Genomic DNA, 17360 nt, shown 5'->3' with positions numbered 1-17360 from the left:
GCAGACGACAAGTTGGGTATCTTCCCGGTCGAACATGATGGCAGGACCGAGGTGATCGCAGGTTTCAACGATCGCCACCTGGATTTTCGGGTTTCCGTCCTGTCGGAAAACGGCCGCATCTCGCTGGCCACGTGGGTCCGACGCCATAACCTTGGCGGGCGCCTGTACCTGGCTGCGATCCTGCCGTTTCACATCCTGATCGCACGAAACGCGCTTGCGCGTGTGAAAAGCGCAAGCGCATAACCCAAAAGGTCTTAACCCGCGGCCGCAGCGGTCAACTTGGCGAGCGCGCCGCGCATCTTTTCGATGACCGGCGATTTGTCGACATCGTTCAGGTCGTCCAATGTCTCTTTCGGGTCTTCATAGATCAGCCAGACCTGTCCATCGGCGTCTTCGTACGCCTGCACTTTGAGCGGCAGGAACAACCCTGCACGCGGATCGATCTGCATGGCCGGCGTGCCCAGCGCAGGATTGCCGAAAATCAGCACTTGATTGGCCGGGATGGGCATACCGACCTTTTCCGCCCCGGCCGCGTGGTCGATGCGGGCGAAGACGGTGGCCCCTGCGTTGCCAACCGCTGCTTCCAGCGCATCCAGCGCCTCGGTTACGGATTTGTTCGTTTGAACTTTGATGATGTCGTCAGCCATGGCGGCCAAAGCCCCTCCGAGCGAAAAAACTGAAGCAAGTATCAAGGTACGCATATCGGTTTTCCTTCTGTAATTTTCACCCCAATTCTCACAGGTTTTGGAAATCTGACAATCACAAGTCTGGCATCAGCAAAGCTTTGCCAAAATTGAAGACGCCCATTTTACCCTTGCTTTCGAGAACAATCCGATCAGAAGCCAAACATTTTACTGCGTTGAGCCATAATTCGGGCGGAATCCCCGCTTAACTCCTTCGTCAAACACAACAACCCGGGTGGCAAACGTGAGTATTTCCAACCTAGACGTTCCCAAGACGTCCAGATTCGGATCGGCAACCATTGCGATCTTCTGTGCGGCGATTTTCACGAGCGCCAGTCTGCTGTTTTTTGTCCAGCCGCTTTTTGCCAAACTGGTTCTTCCAAAAATTGGCGGTGCCCCGGCGGTCTGGACAACCGCAATGCTGTTTTTTCAAGTGGTGCTGATACTCGGGTATGTTTATGCGCACCTGTTGACCAAGTTCCTGCCCTTGCGCTGGCAGATCATCACCCATTTCGCCTTTTGGGTGGCGGCGTTGACTTTCTTGCCGCTGTCCACCAGCGAAAGCTGGAGCTATGACGCCTCGACCTCGACCGCGCTGCAAACGCTTGGCCTGTTCGCCGTGGGTGTGGGTGTACCTTTTGCGGTATTGTCGGCAAATGCGCCCCTGTTGCAGGCCTGGTACGCCAGGTCGGGCGGGCCTTCGGCAGATGATCCGTATTTCCTTTACAGCGCCAGCAATGTCGGATCCTTGCTGGCGATGTTGGCCTTCCCCCTGGTTGCAGACCCATTTTTTGGCGCGGCCGAGATCAGCCGCGTCTGGCTGGTCGGCTTCGTGCTGTTCGGCGCGCTTTTGCTTGGCAGTGGCATGATCGCCTTGCGGGGATCACGGTACACAAAGCCATCGGTTCAAACGGCGCTCAAGGCCAGTTTTCCGACCCTGCGGCAGATCGCTGTCTGGGTGTTTGTCGCCTTCATCCCCTCTTCCTTGATGCTGTCCTTCACAACGCGGGTCAGCACGGATCTGGGTGCTCTCCCGCTGATCTGGGTTGTACCTCTGGCGGTCTATATCCTGTCCTTCATCATCGCCTTCGCCAAATGGAAGCACCTGACGCTTGACGCCTTGAACCTGCCCATGCTGGCGGCGCTGGCGGCAGGTGTCGTACTGGTGTCCAAGGTGGTCAGCGAACATGACGCGCCGGTGGTTATTCTGCTCTATGTCCCGGTGTTGTTCGTCATCGCTCTTTTTGCGCACCGCTTGCTTTACGACATGCGCCCATCCGCCGAGCAATTGACCGTGTTCTACATCGCCCTTTCCGTGGGCGGAGCGATTGGTGGGCTGTTCAACTCCATCCTTGCGCCGATTGCCTTCACACGTGAGTTGGAGGCGCCAATCACCATGATCCTGGCCGGAGGATTGTTTCTTGTCCGTGCGCCGGGATTTGCCCTTCGCCACGTCATCATGGGCATCGCGGCAAGTGCTTTCATCCTCGTCATCGCAGGCGCGACACGCGACGTCGCGGCCCTGAGCGCGGACATCCCGCGCGCAGGCGCCCTGTTCGTGCTGATATTCGCAGTGCTGTACCTGTTCCGGGCGCAAGCCATGCGTATCCCTGTGGTTCTTACCGTCGTTCTGCTGCCCGCATTTGCGGTGAAGAACAATCCAGTGTTCGAAGATCGCAGCTTTTTCGGCGTGCATTCGGTGTATTCAAGCGAGGGCTACCGCGTCTACAAGAACGGCACCACGGTGCATGGCTGGCAACGCGAATCCGAATATGGCACTCGGCCCACACCGCTGTCCTATTATCACCCCGAAGGACCGATGGCGCAGGTCATCACGTCGGACTTCGGCAAGCAATCCGACAGCATCGGCATTGTCGGTCTGGGAACAGGTGCACTGGCCTGCTACCGGCAGCCTTCGCAAAACTGGGACTTCTTCGAGATCGACGCAACCGTGGACCAGATCGCACGCGACCCTTCGCTGTTCACCTATCTGTCTGAATGCACGCCCGATTCCGAAACCCATCTGGGTGATGCCCGGATCGTTCTGAAGCAAAAACCATTTGCCTTCGACATCCTGGTTTTGGATGCGTACAGCTCGGACGCGATTCCGCTTCACCTGATCACACGCGAGGCGGTAGAGATGTATACCAGCCGCCTGGCCGATGATGGGGTTTTGGTGTTCCACATCACAAACCGGTTCTACGATTTGGTCCAGCCTTTGGCCCGAATTGCCGACAGCCTGAACCTGACCGCTGCGCATCAGCGGCTGGCCGTGGGTGAAGAGCAGGTTGAAACCGGAGCCGCCACCAGCAGCGTTGTGATTCTGAGCCCCGACAAATCCCGAATTGAGAGTTTTGTGCAGGATGGAAACTGGCAAGTTGTCGAAACCGACGGAGCGCTGCCATGGACCGATGACAAGGCAAACCTGCTTTCGGCGCTAAAGCTACTGAAGAACCGGGATCACTAAGCCCCCCGCTCCGCCCATGGCCCGTGCTACCAGGGCCATGGGCGGCAAAACGTCTGTGGCATCGGCGGCGCTTTGTCGGTAAAGGTCCGGCAACGAAGGACGATCAGATGCTGAAGACCCGGATCATTCCCTGCCTTGATGTTGCCGATGGCCGCGTGGTCAAAGGCGTGAATTTCGTCGGTCTGCGCGATGCAGGCGATCCCGTGGAATCGGCCAAGGCGTATGACGCCGCAGGCGCGGACGAAATCTGTTTTCTGGATATCCACGCAACCCACGAAAACCGCGGCACCATGTTCGATGTGGTACGGCGCACTGCCGAGCAGTGCTTTGTGCCTCTGACAGTCGGCGGCGGCGTTCGGACCAAGGATGATGTACGCGCCCTGTTGCTGGCAGGGGCAGACAAGGTCAGCTTCAACTCGGCAGCCGTTGCCAATCCCGATGTGATCGCAGAATCAGCAGATCAATTCGGCAGCCAGTGCATCGTCTGCGCCATCGACGCCAAGACGGTCAGCCCCGGAAAGTGGGAGATTTTCACACATGGCGGCCGCAAGCCAACGGGCATTGATGCGGTCGAGTTCGCAAAAACCGTTGTCGCCAAAGGCGCCGGGGAAATCCTGCTGACCTCGATGGACCGCGACGGCACCAAGGCTGGCTTCAACCTGCCCCTGACCCGCGCGATTTCCGATGCAGTGGACGTGCCCGTGATCGCAAGCGGCGGTGTCGGTAATCTGGACCATCTGGTCGAAGGCGTCACCCAAGGCGGCGCAAGTGCGGTGCTTGCAGCCTCGATCTTCCATTTCGGAGAATACACGATCCGCGAAGCCAAAGAGCATATGGCCGCCGCAGGCATTCCGATGAGGCTGACATGAGCATTCTGCACGACCTTGCTGCCACGATTGAGGCGCGTAAAGGGGCTGATCCCGATTCAAGCTGGACAGCCAAGCTGCTTGCAAAGGGTCCCGAGAAATGCGCCGAGAAGTTTGGTGAAGAAGCCATCGAAGCCATCATCGAAGCCACGAAGGGTGATCAGGCCAAGCTGACCGCCGAAGCCGCAGACGTGCTGTATCACCTGCTGGTCATGCTGACCGCCCGGGACGTGGCGCTGGAGGATGTTCTGGCCGAACTTGCGCGCCGTCAGGGCATCAGCGGCATTGACGAAAAAGCCGCCCGCTCCAAAGGGTAACGGCCGGGTTCCGCGCCGCCGCAACGGCCGCTATACTCGGGCGTCAGAATGACAGGCCGAGGGCGCGACATGATCCGAGTTTTAATGCTTGTGGCAACGCTTGCCATCGTTGCGGCATGTGCGGCGCCTCCCCCCTCGACCGGGGATGAGGTCCAACGCCTGACAGCCGAGATTCAGCGGCTTGGCCCGGATATCGATCCGGAAGAAGCCCGCCGGGCGGCGCACGTCGCCTATTCCTATACCGCGCAGCTGGTGGACGAATACCAGATCACCGACCCGCCGCTGATCCACAATGCGAAGGTCAACAAGGGATTGCGCCCACGTGGTCTGTGCTGGCATTGGGCCGAGGATATCGAGCGTCGTCTGAAACAGGAAAACTTCCAGACGCTGGAATTGCACCGCGCCATCGCCAACGCCGACAATCCGCTGAGGATCGACCACAGCACGGCCATTATCAGCCGCAAGGGTGAGTCGCTGTATGAGGGCGTCGTGCTGGACCCGTGGCGCTATGGCGGGGTGTTGTTCTGGTCACCTCTGGTCGAGGATACCCGATATGACTGGGTCCCTCGGGACGTGGTGCTGGAAAAACGACGACAGGAGCAGGTGGCCCGCCTGAAACCCTATCAGCCAGCAACGCCCTAAAGCTTGGACGAGATGATCCCGGTGGAAAACCCACCCATGCGCAGCTCGCCAAACAGGCGCTGATACTCGATCTTCGGACAGCGGTTCATCACGACGTCCACACCGCGGGCCTCGGCCTTGGCTGCCGCGTCGGGGTGTTCAACCCCGATCTGCATCCAGATCGTTCCGAGGGACGGGAACGCATCCAACGCTTCGTCCACAATGGGCGGCACGGATTCGGACCGCCGGAAGATGTCTACCATGTCCACGGGTTCGGAAATCTCCGAAAGGCTGCCACGCACAGTCTGGCCGAACAGGTCTTTCCCGGCATGGCCCGGATTGACCGGGATCACGTTGAACCCTTTCAACGACAGATAGCGCGCCACGTAATAGCTGGGCCGCACCGGGTTCATGGACACCCCGACAACGGCAACGGTCCTGGTGCGTTGCAGAATGGATTTCAGGTGCTGATCGGAATAGTCTGGCATGCCCTATCCTTAGCAGGGTTCCAAAAAGAAAAAAGCGCCCAAGAAGTCTTGGGCGCCAGTTGTTGGAACGAGGGACAGTGAAATGACCCGCGGCAGTTCCATTCCGCGGTCACTGTGACATTTAGGCATATATTTGGTGAAAAAAAGAGGGGCAGCGCATTTTTGTGATGACTCTTCACAATTAGCTGATTCCCGCTCATTCCTGATAGAGGATTGCCGGCCAGTTTTCTTCAGCCATCTCAATGTATTCTGCCTGATCCTGCTGCCAGATTTCTTCGATCTCGATCGAGTGTGTCAGGTACAGACGACCATCCACGACTTTCCAGGCCTTGGGATCCGAGCTCTTCAGAACGCCCATCGCCATCGCATATGAACAATACCCGCCGAATTGCGGCGCGAAAGCACGGGGGTTGCTTTCGAACACCTCGCGGTTTTCCTGCGAGGTGAAATGCCACCGCGCCCCTTTCCACATCACGGAATTCTCAGGCATGCCCATGATGGGCGTGGAACCGTCAAAATAGGACACGGCATCATACCCGGCCAACGCCACCCCTTCGGTGGTGTAGTAAACGGGCCTTTCCTGCGCATACGTGGCGGGCGCCAGAAAAAAAGCGCACAGCGCGCCAAGTGTGGAACGTCGGGTCAGCATTGCCATGTCAGAATCTGAAATCACTGGGGTATCAAGATGCAAGTTTTTGCTGCATGCGGAACCCCTGTTGACGTGGATGTGAACGATCTTCACCTAAATACGTTCAATCGAAAATATCTTCGATCACATCCCAGGCTTCATCGAACACGCGCGAGAACATGCTCTTTTTCTTCTTTTTTCGCTTCGTCTTCCGTGGAAGGGTGTGAGAAACCGCAGATCGCACCGTTTCGGCAGGCGCGGCCTTCCGCTTGGGCAGCATCTTCAGATCGTGCAAAGGTGCGCCACAATTGGAACAGCTCAGCTCGTGCCGTTCTTTGCCCCTCAGGACCAGCGCAGCCCGGGTCCCGCAATAGCAGCAGGTCGCAATTTTGGATGGACCGGGAATAGCGCTCTCCTTTTTTGTCAGGGCCGGGATGCATATAAGGCGATTGCCGCCGCATTTGAGACATTCAGCGATCCGAATCCCCCGGCTGCGTCAATTTTCACCAATTGATCCACGGTTTCCTTTGTTTTTTGGCGCAATCCCGGGCCTTCCGCCCCCAGAACAAGTGCAACAGGGCGGTCGCGACCGTCGCTCAGCGCGCCTTCGATCGTCACGTCTGCTTCACCGTCCAGCCCAAGGACCAGAAATCCCATATTCTGTAGTTCAACAATTGTGTCGGCAAGGTTGCGCATCCGCAGGTAAGGTTGACGCTCCAGCGCGCCGCTGGCGGTTTTTGCCAGTGCCCCGGTCTCGGGCGCGGAATGGTGGCGGGTGCCGATGACGGCGCTGGCACCCAGAACTTCGGCCGAGCGCAGAATCGCCCCGACATTGTGCGGGTCCGTAACGCGGTCCAGAAGGATGACGCGTGGATTTTCCCGACCAATGCAATTTTCGGCCAGACCGCCCCAATCCAGCGGCTTCACCTCCAGCGCGGCGCCCTGGTGCACCGAACCTGCATCGATGGGCGCCGTAAACTTGCGCGGATCAGCCATCTCGGGCTCGATACCAGAGAATTCAATCGCTTCTGCCAGTTTATCGCGCGCATTGCGCGTTACGATCAGGCGCAGTTTCTTTCGATTTGGGTTCATCAAAGCGTCGCGAACCGCATGCAGACCGAACAGCCAGACGGTTTCAGCGGCGGCGGATTTGCGCGCCTGTTCCTTTTCGACGACCCATTTGGGTTTTTTCATTTTACGGGCCTCCGGGCCGGGAATTCGGTTTCCTGCGTCAAAGCGAAATTTTCCTGTTGACGCTCCTTTGGTGCGCTAGTAATCACGCCTCCACGTCAGGTGCAACGCCTGACAGTGGGCGACAGGCCGCAAGGTGTGGCAGGGGACTGTAACTCCCTCGCGGAGACGCACGCCTGGTTCGATTCCAGGGTCGCCCACCACTTCCATAAATATCTGAAAAAATTGAGTAATTCCCCTTACCAGAGGAACGCTTTTTCAGGCTCGTGGTAAACTCCGGTACTCATTGGGTACTCACGTTGGTAACTACACCGATCAATCAGGTTTTCTTCTCACTGCCTTCGAATTCAATATTGAACTCGCCAGGGCAACCTCAGCTCAGTTGATTTCAAGCTGGGCTCGAGCATTCCTTTACATGAAAATCAAAAATAGGAGGTTGCACAACACTTTGAGTTGCGTTGGGCTCAACTCGTTCCTAACGTACTTTTCATTACCCTATCTTTACTACTTGAAGTAATATTTGAGTTGACATAAATGGCAACGCCAGACCAACTGTACTTAGCAAGAAAACTGTCCAAGGTAGACCCTGATGACATTCTGGGCGCAGACGCTCTTTTTTTTCGTTCGATTTATTTGCTCCCAAAAGTAGAGAAATGGATTGAAGATGAGTTATATGACTTGGAGAGCGATGGTGTCGCCGGTGGGAAAAGTAGCCCTGCAGAGCAACTCTATGACCTATTCCACGACTTCATCTCCGGTGCCGACCTCTCAAGTGTTTACTGGGTACCAAAGCGGCTTCGCCCGACAACGAAACTCGTTTGGGAGCTCAGGACACCAGATCTCAGAGTCTTCGGTTGGTTTTGGAGACAGGGGACATACATTGTGTCCGCAATAGAAACTGCCGAACGCTGCAAGAAATACGATCTTTACGGTGGTTTTCGCGACGAGTGCGCTAGGATTTACGGAACCTTAGGCTTAACAGAGCCCGCGGCAATCGATGGAGAAATCGAAGATGTCCTTTAAATTTAAGTTGTCCGGAAAAGACAGAGCATCTGCAAGGCTTATTGGCAATGTGCACCGCGCCTTGGCGGCCGAGATCGCGCGCGCAGGTAAAGAGAAAGGTATTTCTCAAAAAAATATCGCGGACGCATTGGACGTAAATAAATCAACAATTTCCAGACTCGTTTCTGGTGACAAGAACATTACGCTGAGGACGATTGCCGAAATCTGCTGGGCTTTAGATGTCGAACCGAGATTGATCTTAGACGAAGTAAAATCAGACAAGAAAAGCAATGTGGTTCATCTAAGGACCGGATTGACAAACGAAGCGGAATGCACTCCATCTCCAGTTTCAAAACCAAATCTGGACGTTCAGGTGCGCCTCGGCTCCGACCACCTCCGACAGGAGGCCGCGGTTTGAGTATCGAGGACGTTCAGTTCCTGGCGGTTTTTTGTGATGAAATCCGCCAAGAGAACAATGGGAAACTGCTTCTGATTGGAGGTTATCAAGACACTCTGTTTGTGAATTTTCCATCCAAAATTAACTTAGCCCTATGGGTGCGCTTTTCGAACTTACCGGATGGAGAGCATAGCCTTGAATTTGAGTTGAACGTAAACGGAGAAAAGGCAGCTGAAGGTGGCGCCGACTTCCACTCAGATGAACCCCTGAAATTTGGTGGTTTTACTTTGGGAAAGGTTCCATTGGAATTGGAAGAGCCGGGAGAAATCAGCTTCTTTATTGGGTTCAAAGATTATGAGAAAGTGCTCGCCGCAGAGCTAAAAACATTGGACACAAGTGAGCTGAATCTGTCATCTGGGCGGCAGTAACGAATACCAGAGCATTGAAAATAAACTATTTTAACAAAACTGTAACTCCCTCGCGGAGACGCACGCCTGGTTCGATTCCAGGGTCGCCCACCATTTTTCCCGTAGAATTCAAAGATGGCCAGAATGTTTTGCCCGCGCGTGCTTATGTGCACGTATTCGCACAATAACGGCTGCAAAGACTCGTAAAAGTTGCGTAACCGGGCATCGCCCGCTAGTCTGTTCATGTATTTGCGAGGGATTTGTTATGAGACTGTTTTTGGCGGCGCTTGCCGTGTGTGTCGCGGGCGCAGCGAATGCGCTGACTATCACATTTGATATCGACTTCCCGAACGATCAACACATAGGGGGTGGAGTTTTCCAATCTACCAGTCAAGGGTACAGCTTTGGATACGCGCCGGTCTACAACTTTGGGAACTTCATTAACTTTCACGATGACAGTGGCGTTCTCTCCACCACAATCAAGCCGGTCAATGGTGGCAAGTTCACGGTTCAAGCCGTTGATTTGGTTGGCTGGTCGCGAGCTTACACAACCGGATCTGGACCAGCCCCTGCTTACGGCACCGCTGCGTATAATCAATGGCTCACGGCAGGGCCTTCTACCTTCCCAACGCTGACCTTTTCCGGGCTTTTGAATGGCGCAGTTGTAGCCAGCCAGACTTTCGGTCCAACGATGTTGAGTACGGTGAACTTCACCAATGCCTTCACGGCCATTGATTCACTTCTGGTGACATTCAACAGACCGTCTCTAATTCGGCACTCCACTGTATTTACGCCAGACACAGCTTGGTGCAGCCAATGGTGCGGCGAGTTTCACGTAGACAATCTAGTCGTCGCACCGGTCCCCCTGCCGGCAAGCGGACTGCTTTTGATCGGGGCCGTTCTGGGCCTGTTCGGGTACCGCAGGCTTAAGACAACCTAGTTGCACCCAACACTAATAAAAGCGGCGCTGATTGTTAGTCAGCGCCGTTCTTGCCTCTTAACCAACTGTTTCGAAGTTTCTATTCCGCCGCCGGGCGCAGTTCCGAGACCTTGTTGAACCACGCCTCGATTGCATCCAAATCCGCCGCGAGGGCTTCTGCTGCGCCATCCGCGAAGGTCTGAAACTTCTCTTCGTTCAAACCGTTCACGCCGACCAGCACCGGGATTTCCATCGCCAGCGCTTCGCCGATTACGGGGCGGAACCCCCGTCCATCGGATTCATGCTTGCCGAATTTGTTGATGATCAGCAATTGGGGCGCGCCCTCCAGCGAGGCAGTCACATATCCCACCGCCTGTTCCAGCGCTGCCGGGTCCAGACGGCATCCGCGCGATTGGGTGCCCAGCGACTGCGAAATACGGATGGTTTCACCTTCGGGCAGCACGCGCAAGTCCATATCACATTTGCTGCTGTCGGCACATTCCGTGTTCGTTTGCACGACACCGGCCAGTTTTGCTCCGGACGCCAACAGGCGTTCCGCAACGGCGCTCAGCAGGCGATCTGTCGCGCCTCGATCGGTGGTGGTGACATAGGCCAGATGCATCTTGGACCTCTTGTAATTCGTTTGTGACGTTTCAAATAGCACGCAAGGCACCGCCCGGCCACTCCCTCGTTTACGGAAGCGGGGACAGGCCAATCACAGGAGCGTGCAGGTGAAGCAAAACCGCATAGACGGCAAGCGCAGCCAGCCACACCCCGGCACCCGGCCAGGGGCGCGGTGCGCGCAGTGAGAACCGCGCCGTGTTGCGGGACAAGCGGACCCATTCAAAGCCCATCTCTCGCGACTTGCGGCGGTCGACAAGGGCCATGCCCATGGCTGCAAAACCGGCAAACAGGCCGAACAGAATCACATGTGAGAGGCTGCCATTGGCAAGAAGATGTGCCACCGCCCACAGCATCAGCGCAGCAAGGATCGGGTGTCGGGTGGTGCGCAGGATACCGGGCTGTTCCGGGTCAAAGGGCCGACTGCCCAGCCCTCCGAACGAAAACGGGTTCTGAATGATCAGCCCCGCGACAGCCAGCCAGCAGACCAACGGCATGATCAGAACCGGCGCCCAGCGCAAAACCGCAAATGGCGGAATGACCTCGACATAAGGAGCGTTGGCAGCGGCGATGATCAACCACGCCAGGACGGTCAGCGACAGCACCGAATAGGCCGTGAAGTACCCCCGGCGTCCGAGCGTATCGATCAGCCATCCGCGTATGGCGGGCCGCACCGGAATCGCGTGGCTGAGAAGGAATGTGACGAGCGCTGCAAGGAATAGGACCCAACCGGTCATGGTGATCTCCGCGTTATTGGGATCGGTCTAGATCAGGACGGCACTGGTTTCCTTGTCCAAAATCAAGTTCGGCGCAGGGGCGGTGCATCGCCCCTGCCCTGTTTACAATCCAAGCGCCGCGCGGCGTTCTTCGGCAAACCCCTGCACGATGCGGTCGGCAATCAGCGCCAGAATCGCCATCGCGGCCCCGGCGGAAATGCCAAGCCCCACATCTGCCTGACCCAGCGCCAGATAGATCGACTGTCCCAGACCCGTGGTGCCGATCAATGCGGCGATCACCAGCATCGCAAAGGCATAGAGGATGGTCTGGTTCAACCCCAGCAGGATCGTGGGCGCCGCATAGGGCGCGCGCACGTCGCGCATGATCTGCCACTCGGTCGCACCGCTCGAGATCGCGGCCTCCATCATCTCGTCCGGCGTGTTGACCAGCCCATGCCGCGTGTAGCGGATCATGGGCACGATCGCATAGGCACAGATTGCCAGAAAGGCCGAGAACTCGCCGATCTGGAATACCATGAGGACCGGAATCAGGAACACGAACAGAGGGATTGTCTGCAACATGTCACAGATCGGGCGGACCACTTTCCACACCGGTTCCCAGACCGCACTGGCAAGACCGATCAGCCCGCCGACCACGGCACAGGAAAACACCGCCGCACCGCTGAGGTAGAGCGATAGCAGCGCCCTTTCCCACAGGCCTGAAACGAGGATGGTGCACAGCAGCCCCACGCAGAGCGCCGCCAGACGCCAGCCACCTGCGACCCAGCCCAGCGCGGCAGCGCCGGTCAGGACAAAGGGCCACGGCAGGTTGGCGATGCCGGTTTCCAGCACTCCAATCAGGATCAGGACGATCAGGCCACCCGTCAACCGCTCACGCCACGCCATCAGCAGCGCGATCCCGGCACCTGCGGCAAACAGGCCCCAGCTCATGCCCGCCGTCCACTGGAAGCCCCAGGTGAAGGGCAGAACCGCCTGATCCAGACCGATCCGCAAAGGCAGCAGCACATAGAACAGTGAGCTGTTCTTGAGCGCATCCAACCAAGGGCCATTGGCCTGAGTGAACGCGGTCAAGCCGCTGTCCACGGCCTCGGCCATCGGATCCAGCAAGGTCAGTTCGGATGGGTTCGGCAACCACGCCCAGAAGGCGGCGGTGAAGACCACGGCAAAACCCAGCATCGCCCAGACAACCCGGCTGTCATAGCGTTTGCGCTCGGTCGCCAAAGTTCCGCTCATCCGGTCAATGACGACGGCAAACACCACGATCACCAGCCCCGCCATCAGCGATTCACCGAACTGCGCCTTGCGCATGGTCAGCAAAACCTCCCAGCCGATGTCGTTGAACCCGCCGATGACGGCGGCAATGATGACCATGGACAAGGCCGCCATCAGACACTGGTTCACACCGACCATGATCTGCGTCGTGGCGGCGGGAATTTCGACCTGAAACAATTGCTGGAACCTGGTGCCACCAGACATGATGGCGGCTTCTTTGATCTCGGGCTCTACCCGCTCCAGCCCCAACATCACATTGCGCGCCATGGGCGGCGCGGCATAGATGGCCGAGGCAATCAGACCGACAACAGGGCCAAAGCCAAAAAGCAGCAACAGTGGTGTCAGATAGGCAAAGGTCGGCACCGTCTGCATGACATCCAGAACCGCCTGCACGAAGGATTTCACCCGCGGCACCTCGTTGGCGAGGATGCCGATACCACCACCCAAAATCAACGCCACCGGAACGGATACCGCGACCAAGGCCAGCGTGTTCATGCTTTCAGCCCAATAGCCCGACGCCAGAACAAAGCTGAGGCCCAGAAAGCCCAGCGCCGCCATGGGCAAACCGCCCAAGTACCAGCCCAGCGCGGTCACGATCCCGATCAGAATGGGCCATGGTGTGTTGCCAAGCACGAAATTCGCCCAGTTCATTGGGTGGGTCATCATATCCGAGAACAACCGCATCGCCGGTTTGATCAGGTTCAGAAACCAGTCGAGAAACGCGCCAACCCATTGGGTTGCAGGCAATTCCCACGCGGCGGGCCACTTGACCAGCCACGGGGCGACACCTTCGAGCGCAAGGCAAACTGCACCGACGACAACCGTTATCAGGGCGGCCTTCGCACCTGCCGTCAACTGCGCACCACGCCGTGTCGGGAGGTCGGTTATAGCGGTCATGTCTCGTCCACCTGAAGGGCTGCGGCCAGATCGGACGGGTGCACCGTGCCGACGACATTGCCATCGGCATCCCGCACCGGCACGGGTTCATAAAGCTCCATGCAATGGGCAAGGGCTGCGTCCAGTGTCATCGACGTGGTCAGGCCGGGGTCGTCCGGGCCGCACTCTGCCTCGTTTCGCATGACCGAGGCGACCTTGGCGTGCTGCCCCTTGGCGACATCTTTCGAGAATTCGCGCACATAGTCATCGACGGGCCGCAGGACGATATCCGTGGGCGTGCCGATCTGCACGATCTTGCCGTCCCGCATGATGGCGATGCGGTCAGCCAGCTTCAGCGCTTCCTGAATATCGTGCGTAATGAAGACGATCGACTTCTTCAGGGTCGCTTGAATGCGCAGGAATTCATCCTGCAACTGGCGGCGGATCAATGGGTCGAGGGCCGAGAACGGCTCGTCCAGAAACCAGATATCGGGATTTACGGCGAGGCTGCGGGCAATGCCCACCCGCTGCCGCTGTCCGCCGGAAAGCTGTCGCGGGAAGCTGTCTTCGCGCCCTTCCAGACCGACCAGCGAGATCACTTCCTGCGCGCGGTCCAGCCGTTCCTTTTTACCCACGCCCTGCACGCGCAGCGGATAAGCGACGTTTTCAGCGACAGTCATGTGGGGGAACAGGCCGAAATGCTGGAACACCATGCCCAGTTTTTTTCGGCGCAGCTCGGTCAGGGCCTTTTTCGAGGCGCCTATGACATTCTCGCCATCCACCCGAATTTCACCGCCGGTGCCGGGCAACAGTTGCGAGATACAGCGGATCAGCGTGGATTTACCCGAGCCCGACAGGCCCATGATGACGAACAATTCGCCTTCCCTGACCTCGAAATTGGCATCTTGAACCGCCGGGATAAACCCGCTTTCCCGCAGGTCTGCGGCGGCCTTGTCAGCGTCATTCCCTGACCGAGACAGCGCGTCGGTCAGGGCTTTGTCAGCGCCCGGGCCAAAGACCTGCCAGAGTTTCCGGCAGGCAATGGCTGGCATAGTCGTGTCAGTCACCTAAGTGGCTCACTTGGTCGCCGCGTCGACAACAGGACGCCATTTGTCTTCGTTCTCGGCCATCCATGCGGCGACAACTTCTTCGACCTGGCCGCCGTCAACATCGATCGCGCCCATCATCGGCTGCTGGTCTTCGACCGCCAGTTGATAGTTGGACAGGATTTCATAGGCGGCTGGCCATTTCTCTTCCAGGCCGTTCCAGCCGGCTTTGAAGATGCGCGATGGCGAAAAGTCGCAATCGTTTACCGCGTTCGGGTTCGGACCCCAGGCGGGATCGTTAAAGCACGCCTCTTCACCTGCGGGCAGCTCAACGAACTGCACGTCATAGGCAGACATCGCCCAGTGCGGCTGCCAGAATGTGATCAGCAGCGGCGATTTGCGTTCGGTCGAGGCGCGCAATTCCGCGATCAGCGCCCCTTCGGACCCTGCTGGTACGGCTTTGAACGGCAATTCCAAACCGGTCATGCGATCCGCGCCCGGAGTACCCCAATCGGCCGGATAGTCAACCAGACGGCCACCGGGCAGAGTTTCCGCCGTGGCGAAGACCTGTGCGCAGTCTTTCAGCGCTTCCCACGCAGGCAAGCCGGGGCACAGATCAGCGACATGCGCCGGGTATGCGATACCTTCCTTGGCATCCAGGCCAAGATCGCCGATTTCGACAACCGTGCCTTCCTCGATCTTCTTGGCATATTCATCCGAAACATTGGACGACCAGATTTCAAGCGTCGCGTCGATGTCTCCATCGGCCAGCGCCTGGAACTGGTTCATCATGCCAGCGGTCACATATTCCACGTTATAACCGGCGGCCTTGAGCATCTCACCCGCCACATGCGTGGTCACGTGCTGACCGGTCCATTCGTTGATCGCCAGTTTGATCGGCTCGTCCACGGCCCCCATATCCGCCGCATGCGCCGCACCGGCAACGGTCAGGGCCATTAGGCTTACACTCAGTTTTTTCATGGATTTTCTCCCTGTCTTATTTGTTTTGCCCACCCCGGCAGGGGTTTCCCGCCGGTATCTTTGTCTGATGACAATACCATGCCGCAACATGCACAAATTTGGTCGGAAAAGGAAAGTGATCACTTTGTAACAGCACAGCTTTCTTGCCGCTGATGCGTTGATTTTCCCCCGCAGGCGCCGCAAGGGCCCCTACCCGACCCGCCATTATCCCCTGCCCCGGGGCACGGAATGTTGACTGACGAGTCAATCACAAACCGTTTTAAGACCGTTTGTCGAGGATTTCTTTGACAGTTCAGTGTTTTTTCTTGTTCGGGCTGAATTTCGATTCCGGTCGGGTGGCTTTCGAACACCGAAAATTCCCATTGCAAAAGGAAGGCAAAACAAATCACTCTTGATATGACAGCTTCAAGGTTGGGTTCATGCGTTCATTTGACGAGATCTTTGATATTGCCGCCTCTCGCCACGGCGGGGCCGAAGCCTTTGAAGCACAGCTGAACAAGCCCAAAAGCCACGAAGAACTGGCGGCGATGCCCGATGACCGGTGGCTATCGATCATCACGAAATGCGTCTTCCAGGCCGGTTTCAACTGGAAGGTCATCGAAAACAAATGGGATGGATTCGAGGCCGCCTTTGACGATTTCGATGTGGGTCGGTGTGCGTTCATGGATGATGAAAAGTTTGATTCCCTGCTGCAAGACACACGCATTGTCCGCAATGGAACCAAGATCGCAGCAGTCCGGGACAACGCGGCGTTCCTTTTGGAACTGCGCGACGAAGGCGGCGCGGGCCAGGTTCTGGGGGGCTGGCCCTCTGATGACTATGTCAACCTTCTTGCCATGCTGGCCAAACGCGGGTCCCGTCTTGGCGGGGCTTCGGCGCAGTATGCGATGCGTTTTGCGGGGCGCGACAGTTTCATTCTGTCTCGGGACGTGACCGCCCGTCTGATCGCCGAGGGCGTGATCGACAAGCCCGCCACGTCGAAAAAAGCCATGGAGGCGGTGCAACGGGCCTTCAATTCCTGGATGGATCAATCCGGGCGGTCTTTGACGGAAATCAGCCGGGTTCTGGCCATGAGCCTGTGAAAACCGTTTGCGGATCGCAAGCAGCGGACTAGGATTCACCTCATGGTTCTACGCGTATTCCTGTGTGCTCTTTTGTTGCTGTCCTCTTGCGGCCGTCAGTTGACAAAGCAAGAGCGCGAATTTGCGGATGCCATTCAGGGCGAGACCCTGAATCTTGACAGCGTGCGATTGGTCCAAGGCGCGCCGGTCACCAACGTGACGTATTTCCGCGAAGAGCGCCCACGTTTGGCCTGTCGCGAGCGCATCCTTCCTCCGGTAGAACCCGGGCCGGTGACGGGAAGGCCCGCGGCCGTGGCCCTGTTCAACAAGGTCTACTTTGCGCGCGACTGGTATCTGGAAGACTACATGTCCGATTTTCCGGATCAGATGAACCTGGTGGCCGCAATGCTGCTGGCCCATGAACTGACGCATGTCTGGCAGTGGCAGAATCGCCGGACCACCGGTTACCACCCGTTGCGAGCAGCGGCGGAACATGGTGGGCGCAGCGACCCGTATCTTTTTGACCTCGAAACCTCGCCGGACTTCCTGTCCTACGGGTTTGAACAGCAGGGCGCCATAGTCGAGGAGTACGTTTGCTGCCGTGCGCTGGACCCTCAGGCCACCCGGACCAAACGGCTGCACAGGATGCTGAGCGCGCATTTTGATCTGTCCCCGCTTCCGAAAAAAGGGCGTGAGCGCGCAATCCTGCTTCCCTGGAGCGAGGCCGAGATCGACGGGATTTGCAGCGGAACCTAATTTTGCTGAAGGGTCTCCAGAAAG

Annotated in this window: 21 protein-coding genes and 1 tRNA gene; 12 read left to right on the top strand and 10 right to left on the bottom strand. The window is 57.5% G+C overall.

Annotated features, from left to right (window positions below):
* Window positions 1-243, top strand: a 243-nt coding sequence (locus AC2FNN_RS18910; RefSeq protein WP_496759998.1) for a DUF2867 domain-containing protein, incomplete at its 5' end; no start/stop codon positions are given.
* Between the two features lie 11 nt (window positions 244-254).
* Here AC2FNN_RS18910 and AC2FNN_RS18905 read toward each other — a convergent pair.
* A complete protein-coding gene (locus tag AC2FNN_RS18905) occupies window positions 255-701 on the bottom strand; it encodes a DUF302 domain-containing protein (protein ID WP_496759997.1) in 447 nt (148 codons plus the stop codon).
* 400 nt (window positions 702-1101) lie between these two features.
* On the opposite strand from AC2FNN_RS18905, the gene AC2FNN_RS18900 reads away from it, so the two are divergent.
* The 4 genes from AC2FNN_RS18900 to AC2FNN_RS18885 all read left to right on the top strand — a co-directional run bounded on the left by AC2FNN_RS18900 (window position 1102) and on the right by AC2FNN_RS18885 (window position 4975).
* Window positions 1102-3150: a fused MFS/spermidine synthase gene (locus AC2FNN_RS18900; RefSeq protein ID WP_496759996.1), complete on the top strand. Its 2049-nt coding sequence runs from the start codon at window positions 1102-1104 to the stop codon at window positions 3148-3150.
* Window positions 3151-3257: 107 nt separating this feature from the next.
* Window positions 3258-4019, top strand: coding sequence for an imidazole glycerol phosphate synthase subunit HisF (gene hisF, locus AC2FNN_RS18895; protein WP_496759995.1), 762 nt, complete (start codon window positions 3258-3260; stop codon window positions 4017-4019).
* On the top strand, window positions 4016-4333 hold the full coding sequence (locus AC2FNN_RS18890) for a phosphoribosyl-ATP diphosphatase (RefSeq protein WP_496759994.1): 318 nt from the start codon (window positions 4016-4018) through the stop codon (window positions 4331-4333). Before hisF ends, AC2FNN_RS18890 begins: the two co-directional genes overlap by 4 nt.
* A 69-nt stretch (window positions 4334-4402) precedes the next feature.
* Window positions 4403-4975 carry a hypothetical protein gene (locus AC2FNN_RS18885; protein WP_496759993.1) on the top strand — a complete coding sequence of 191 codons (573 nt, stop codon included), beginning with the start codon at window positions 4403-4405 and terminating at the stop codon, window positions 4973-4975.
* Here the strand turns inward: AC2FNN_RS18885 and AC2FNN_RS18880 are convergent.
* From AC2FNN_RS18880 to rlmB, 4 genes are all read right to left on the bottom strand, one after another.
* Window positions 4972-5442: a CoA-binding protein gene (locus AC2FNN_RS18880; RefSeq protein WP_496759992.1), complete on the bottom strand. Its 471-nt coding sequence runs from the start codon at window positions 5440-5442 to the stop codon at window positions 4972-4974. The two genes, AC2FNN_RS18885 and AC2FNN_RS18880, sit on opposite strands and share 4 nt — an antisense overlap.
* Window positions 5443-5638: 196 nt before the next feature.
* Window positions 5639-6097 (bottom strand): YHS domain-containing (seleno)protein, encoded by a 459-nt coding sequence (locus AC2FNN_RS18875; protein WP_496759991.1) that lies wholly within the window; start codon window positions 6095-6097, stop codon window positions 5639-5641.
* A gap of 97 nt (window positions 6098-6194) precedes the next feature.
* Window positions 6195-6476, bottom strand: a complete 282-nt coding sequence (locus AC2FNN_RS18870; RefSeq protein ID WP_496759999.1) for a hypothetical protein — start codon at window positions 6474-6476, stop codon at window positions 6195-6197.
* Between the two features lie 17 nt (window positions 6477-6493).
* A complete protein-coding gene (rlmB, locus tag AC2FNN_RS18865; protein ID WP_496759990.1) occupies window positions 6494-7264 on the bottom strand; it encodes a 23S rRNA (guanosine(2251)-2'-O)-methyltransferase RlmB in 771 nt (256 codons plus the stop codon).
* Between the two features lie 116 nt (window positions 7265-7380).
* Between rlmB and AC2FNN_RS18860 the strand changes: the two genes are divergently transcribed.
* From AC2FNN_RS18860 to AC2FNN_RS18840, 5 genes are all read left to right on the top strand, one after another.
* A tRNA-Tyr gene (locus AC2FNN_RS18860) sits at window positions 7381-7464 on the top strand.
* A 331-nt stretch (window positions 7465-7795) separates the two neighbouring features.
* Window positions 7796-8284 (top strand): hypothetical protein, encoded by a 489-nt coding sequence (locus AC2FNN_RS18855; RefSeq protein WP_496759989.1) that lies wholly within the window; start codon window positions 7796-7798, stop codon window positions 8282-8284.
* Window positions 8274-8681 carry a helix-turn-helix domain-containing protein gene (locus AC2FNN_RS18850; protein ID WP_496759988.1) on the top strand — a complete coding sequence of 136 codons (408 nt, stop codon included), beginning with the start codon at window positions 8274-8276 and terminating at the stop codon, window positions 8679-8681. The genes AC2FNN_RS18855 and AC2FNN_RS18850 overlap by 11 nt, the downstream gene beginning before the upstream one ends.
* Window positions 8678-9088 carry a DUF6941 family protein gene (locus tag AC2FNN_RS18845; protein WP_496759987.1) on the top strand — a complete coding sequence of 137 codons (411 nt, stop codon included), beginning with the start codon at window positions 8678-8680 and terminating at the stop codon, window positions 9086-9088. Before AC2FNN_RS18850 ends, AC2FNN_RS18845 begins: the two co-directional genes overlap by 4 nt.
* Window positions 9089-9332: 244 nt before the next feature.
* Complete coding sequence (locus tag AC2FNN_RS18840; protein ID WP_496759986.1) at window positions 9333-10007, top strand: VPLPA-CTERM sorting domain-containing protein; 675 nt, start codon at window positions 9333-9335, stop codon at window positions 10005-10007.
* Between the two features lie 79 nt (window positions 10008-10086).
* Here AC2FNN_RS18840 and AC2FNN_RS18835 read toward each other — a convergent pair whose 3' ends face one another.
* The 5 genes from AC2FNN_RS18835 to AC2FNN_RS18815 form a co-directional block, all read right to left on the bottom strand.
* Window positions 10087-10608: a DUF2478 domain-containing protein gene (locus AC2FNN_RS18835; protein ID WP_496759985.1), complete on the bottom strand. Its 522-nt coding sequence runs from the start codon at window positions 10606-10608 to the stop codon at window positions 10087-10089.
* Window positions 10609-10678: 70 nt separating this feature from the next.
* The gene (locus tag AC2FNN_RS18830) at window positions 10679-11344 is read right to left on the bottom strand and encodes an NnrU family protein (RefSeq protein ID WP_496759984.1); all 666 of its coding nucleotides are present in this window, start codon (window positions 11342-11344) and stop codon (window positions 10679-10681) included.
* A gap of 102 nt (window positions 11345-11446) precedes the next feature.
* The gene (locus tag AC2FNN_RS18825) at window positions 11447-13513 is read right to left on the bottom strand and encodes an ABC transporter permease (protein WP_496759983.1); all 2067 of its coding nucleotides are present in this window, start codon (window positions 13511-13513) and stop codon (window positions 11447-11449) included.
* A complete protein-coding gene (locus AC2FNN_RS18820; RefSeq protein WP_496759982.1) occupies window positions 13510-14559 on the bottom strand; it encodes a quaternary amine ABC transporter ATP-binding protein in 1050 nt (349 codons plus the stop codon). The genes AC2FNN_RS18825 and AC2FNN_RS18820 overlap by 4 nt, the downstream gene beginning before the upstream one ends.
* Before the next feature lie 9 nt (window positions 14560-14568).
* The gene (locus AC2FNN_RS18815) at window positions 14569-15519 is read right to left on the bottom strand and encodes an ABC transporter substrate-binding protein (RefSeq protein WP_496759981.1); all 951 of its coding nucleotides are present in this window, start codon (window positions 15517-15519) and stop codon (window positions 14569-14571) included.
* A gap of 419 nt (window positions 15520-15938) precedes the next feature.
* Here AC2FNN_RS18815 and AC2FNN_RS18810 point away from each other — a divergent pair, with 419 nt between their 5' ends.
* Together AC2FNN_RS18810 and AC2FNN_RS18805 are read left to right on the top strand one after the other, a co-directional pair.
* Window positions 15939-16601: a DNA-3-methyladenine glycosylase I gene (locus AC2FNN_RS18810; protein ID WP_496759980.1), complete on the top strand. Its 663-nt coding sequence runs from the start codon at window positions 15939-15941 to the stop codon at window positions 16599-16601.
* Between the two features lie 42 nt (window positions 16602-16643).
* The gene (locus tag AC2FNN_RS18805) at window positions 16644-17336 is read left to right on the top strand and encodes a hypothetical protein (RefSeq protein WP_496759979.1); all 693 of its coding nucleotides are present in this window, start codon (window positions 16644-16646) and stop codon (window positions 17334-17336) included.
* Window positions 17337-17360: the final 24 nt, after the last annotated feature.

This window comes from Ruegeria sp. BHSA118 (assembly GCF_059613405.1).
The sequence above is the reverse complement of the archived record's forward strand: the minus strand, read 5'-3'. Positions and strand labels throughout refer to the sequence as shown.

Excerpts from the sequence above, each read along its gene's own strand:
- AC2FNN_RS18905 (WP_496759997.1), bottom strand. The coding sequence starts at position 701 with ATGCGTACCTTGATACTTGCTTCAGTTTTTTCGCTCGGAGGGGCTTTG.
- AC2FNN_RS18900 (WP_496759996.1), top strand. The coding sequence starts at position 1,102 with ATGCTGTTTTTTCAAGTGGTGCTGATACTCGGGTATGTTTATGCGCAC.
- hisF (WP_496759995.1), top strand. The coding sequence starts at position 3,258 with ATGCTGAAGACCCGGATCATTCCCTGCCTTGATGTTGCCGATGGCCGC.
- AC2FNN_RS18890 (WP_496759994.1), top strand. The coding sequence starts at position 4,016 with ATGAGCATTCTGCACGACCTTGCTGCCACGATTGAGGCGCGTAAAGGG.
- AC2FNN_RS18885 (WP_496759993.1), top strand. The coding sequence starts at position 4,403 with ATGATCCGAGTTTTAATGCTTGTGGCAACGCTTGCCATCGTTGCGGCA.
- AC2FNN_RS18880 (WP_496759992.1), bottom strand. The coding sequence starts at position 5,442 with ATGCCAGACTATTCCGATCAGCACCTGAAATCCATTCTGCAACGCACC.
- AC2FNN_RS18875 (WP_496759991.1), bottom strand. The coding sequence starts at position 6,097 with ATGGCAATGCTGACCCGACGTTCCACACTTGGCGCGCTGTGCGCTTTT.
- rlmB (WP_496759990.1), bottom strand. The coding sequence starts at position 7,264 with ATGAAAAAACCCAAATGGGTCGTCGAAAAGGAACAGGCGCGCAAATCC.
- AC2FNN_RS18855 (WP_496759989.1), top strand. The coding sequence starts at position 7,796 with ATGGCAACGCCAGACCAACTGTACTTAGCAAGAAAACTGTCCAAGGTA.
- AC2FNN_RS18850 (WP_496759988.1), top strand. The coding sequence starts at position 8,274 with ATGTCCTTTAAATTTAAGTTGTCCGGAAAAGACAGAGCATCTGCAAGG.
- AC2FNN_RS18840 (WP_496759986.1), top strand. The coding sequence starts at position 9,333 with ATGAGACTGTTTTTGGCGGCGCTTGCCGTGTGTGTCGCGGGCGCAGCG.
- AC2FNN_RS18835 (WP_496759985.1), bottom strand. The coding sequence starts at position 10,608 with ATGCATCTGGCCTATGTCACCACCACCGATCGAGGCGCGACAGATCGC.
- AC2FNN_RS18830 (WP_496759984.1), bottom strand. The coding sequence starts at position 11,344 with ATGACCGGTTGGGTCCTATTCCTTGCAGCGCTCGTCACATTCCTTCTC.
- AC2FNN_RS18825 (WP_496759983.1), bottom strand. The coding sequence starts at position 13,513 with ATGACCGCTATAACCGACCTCCCGACACGGCGTGGTGCGCAGTTGACG.
- AC2FNN_RS18815 (WP_496759981.1), bottom strand. The coding sequence starts at position 15,519 with ATGAAAAAACTGAGTGTAAGCCTAATGGCCCTGACCGTTGCCGGTGCG.
- AC2FNN_RS18810 (WP_496759980.1), top strand. The coding sequence starts at position 15,939 with ATGCGTTCATTTGACGAGATCTTTGATATTGCCGCCTCTCGCCACGGC.
- AC2FNN_RS18805 (WP_496759979.1), top strand. The coding sequence starts at position 16,644 with ATGGTTCTACGCGTATTCCTGTGTGCTCTTTTGTTGCTGTCCTCTTGC.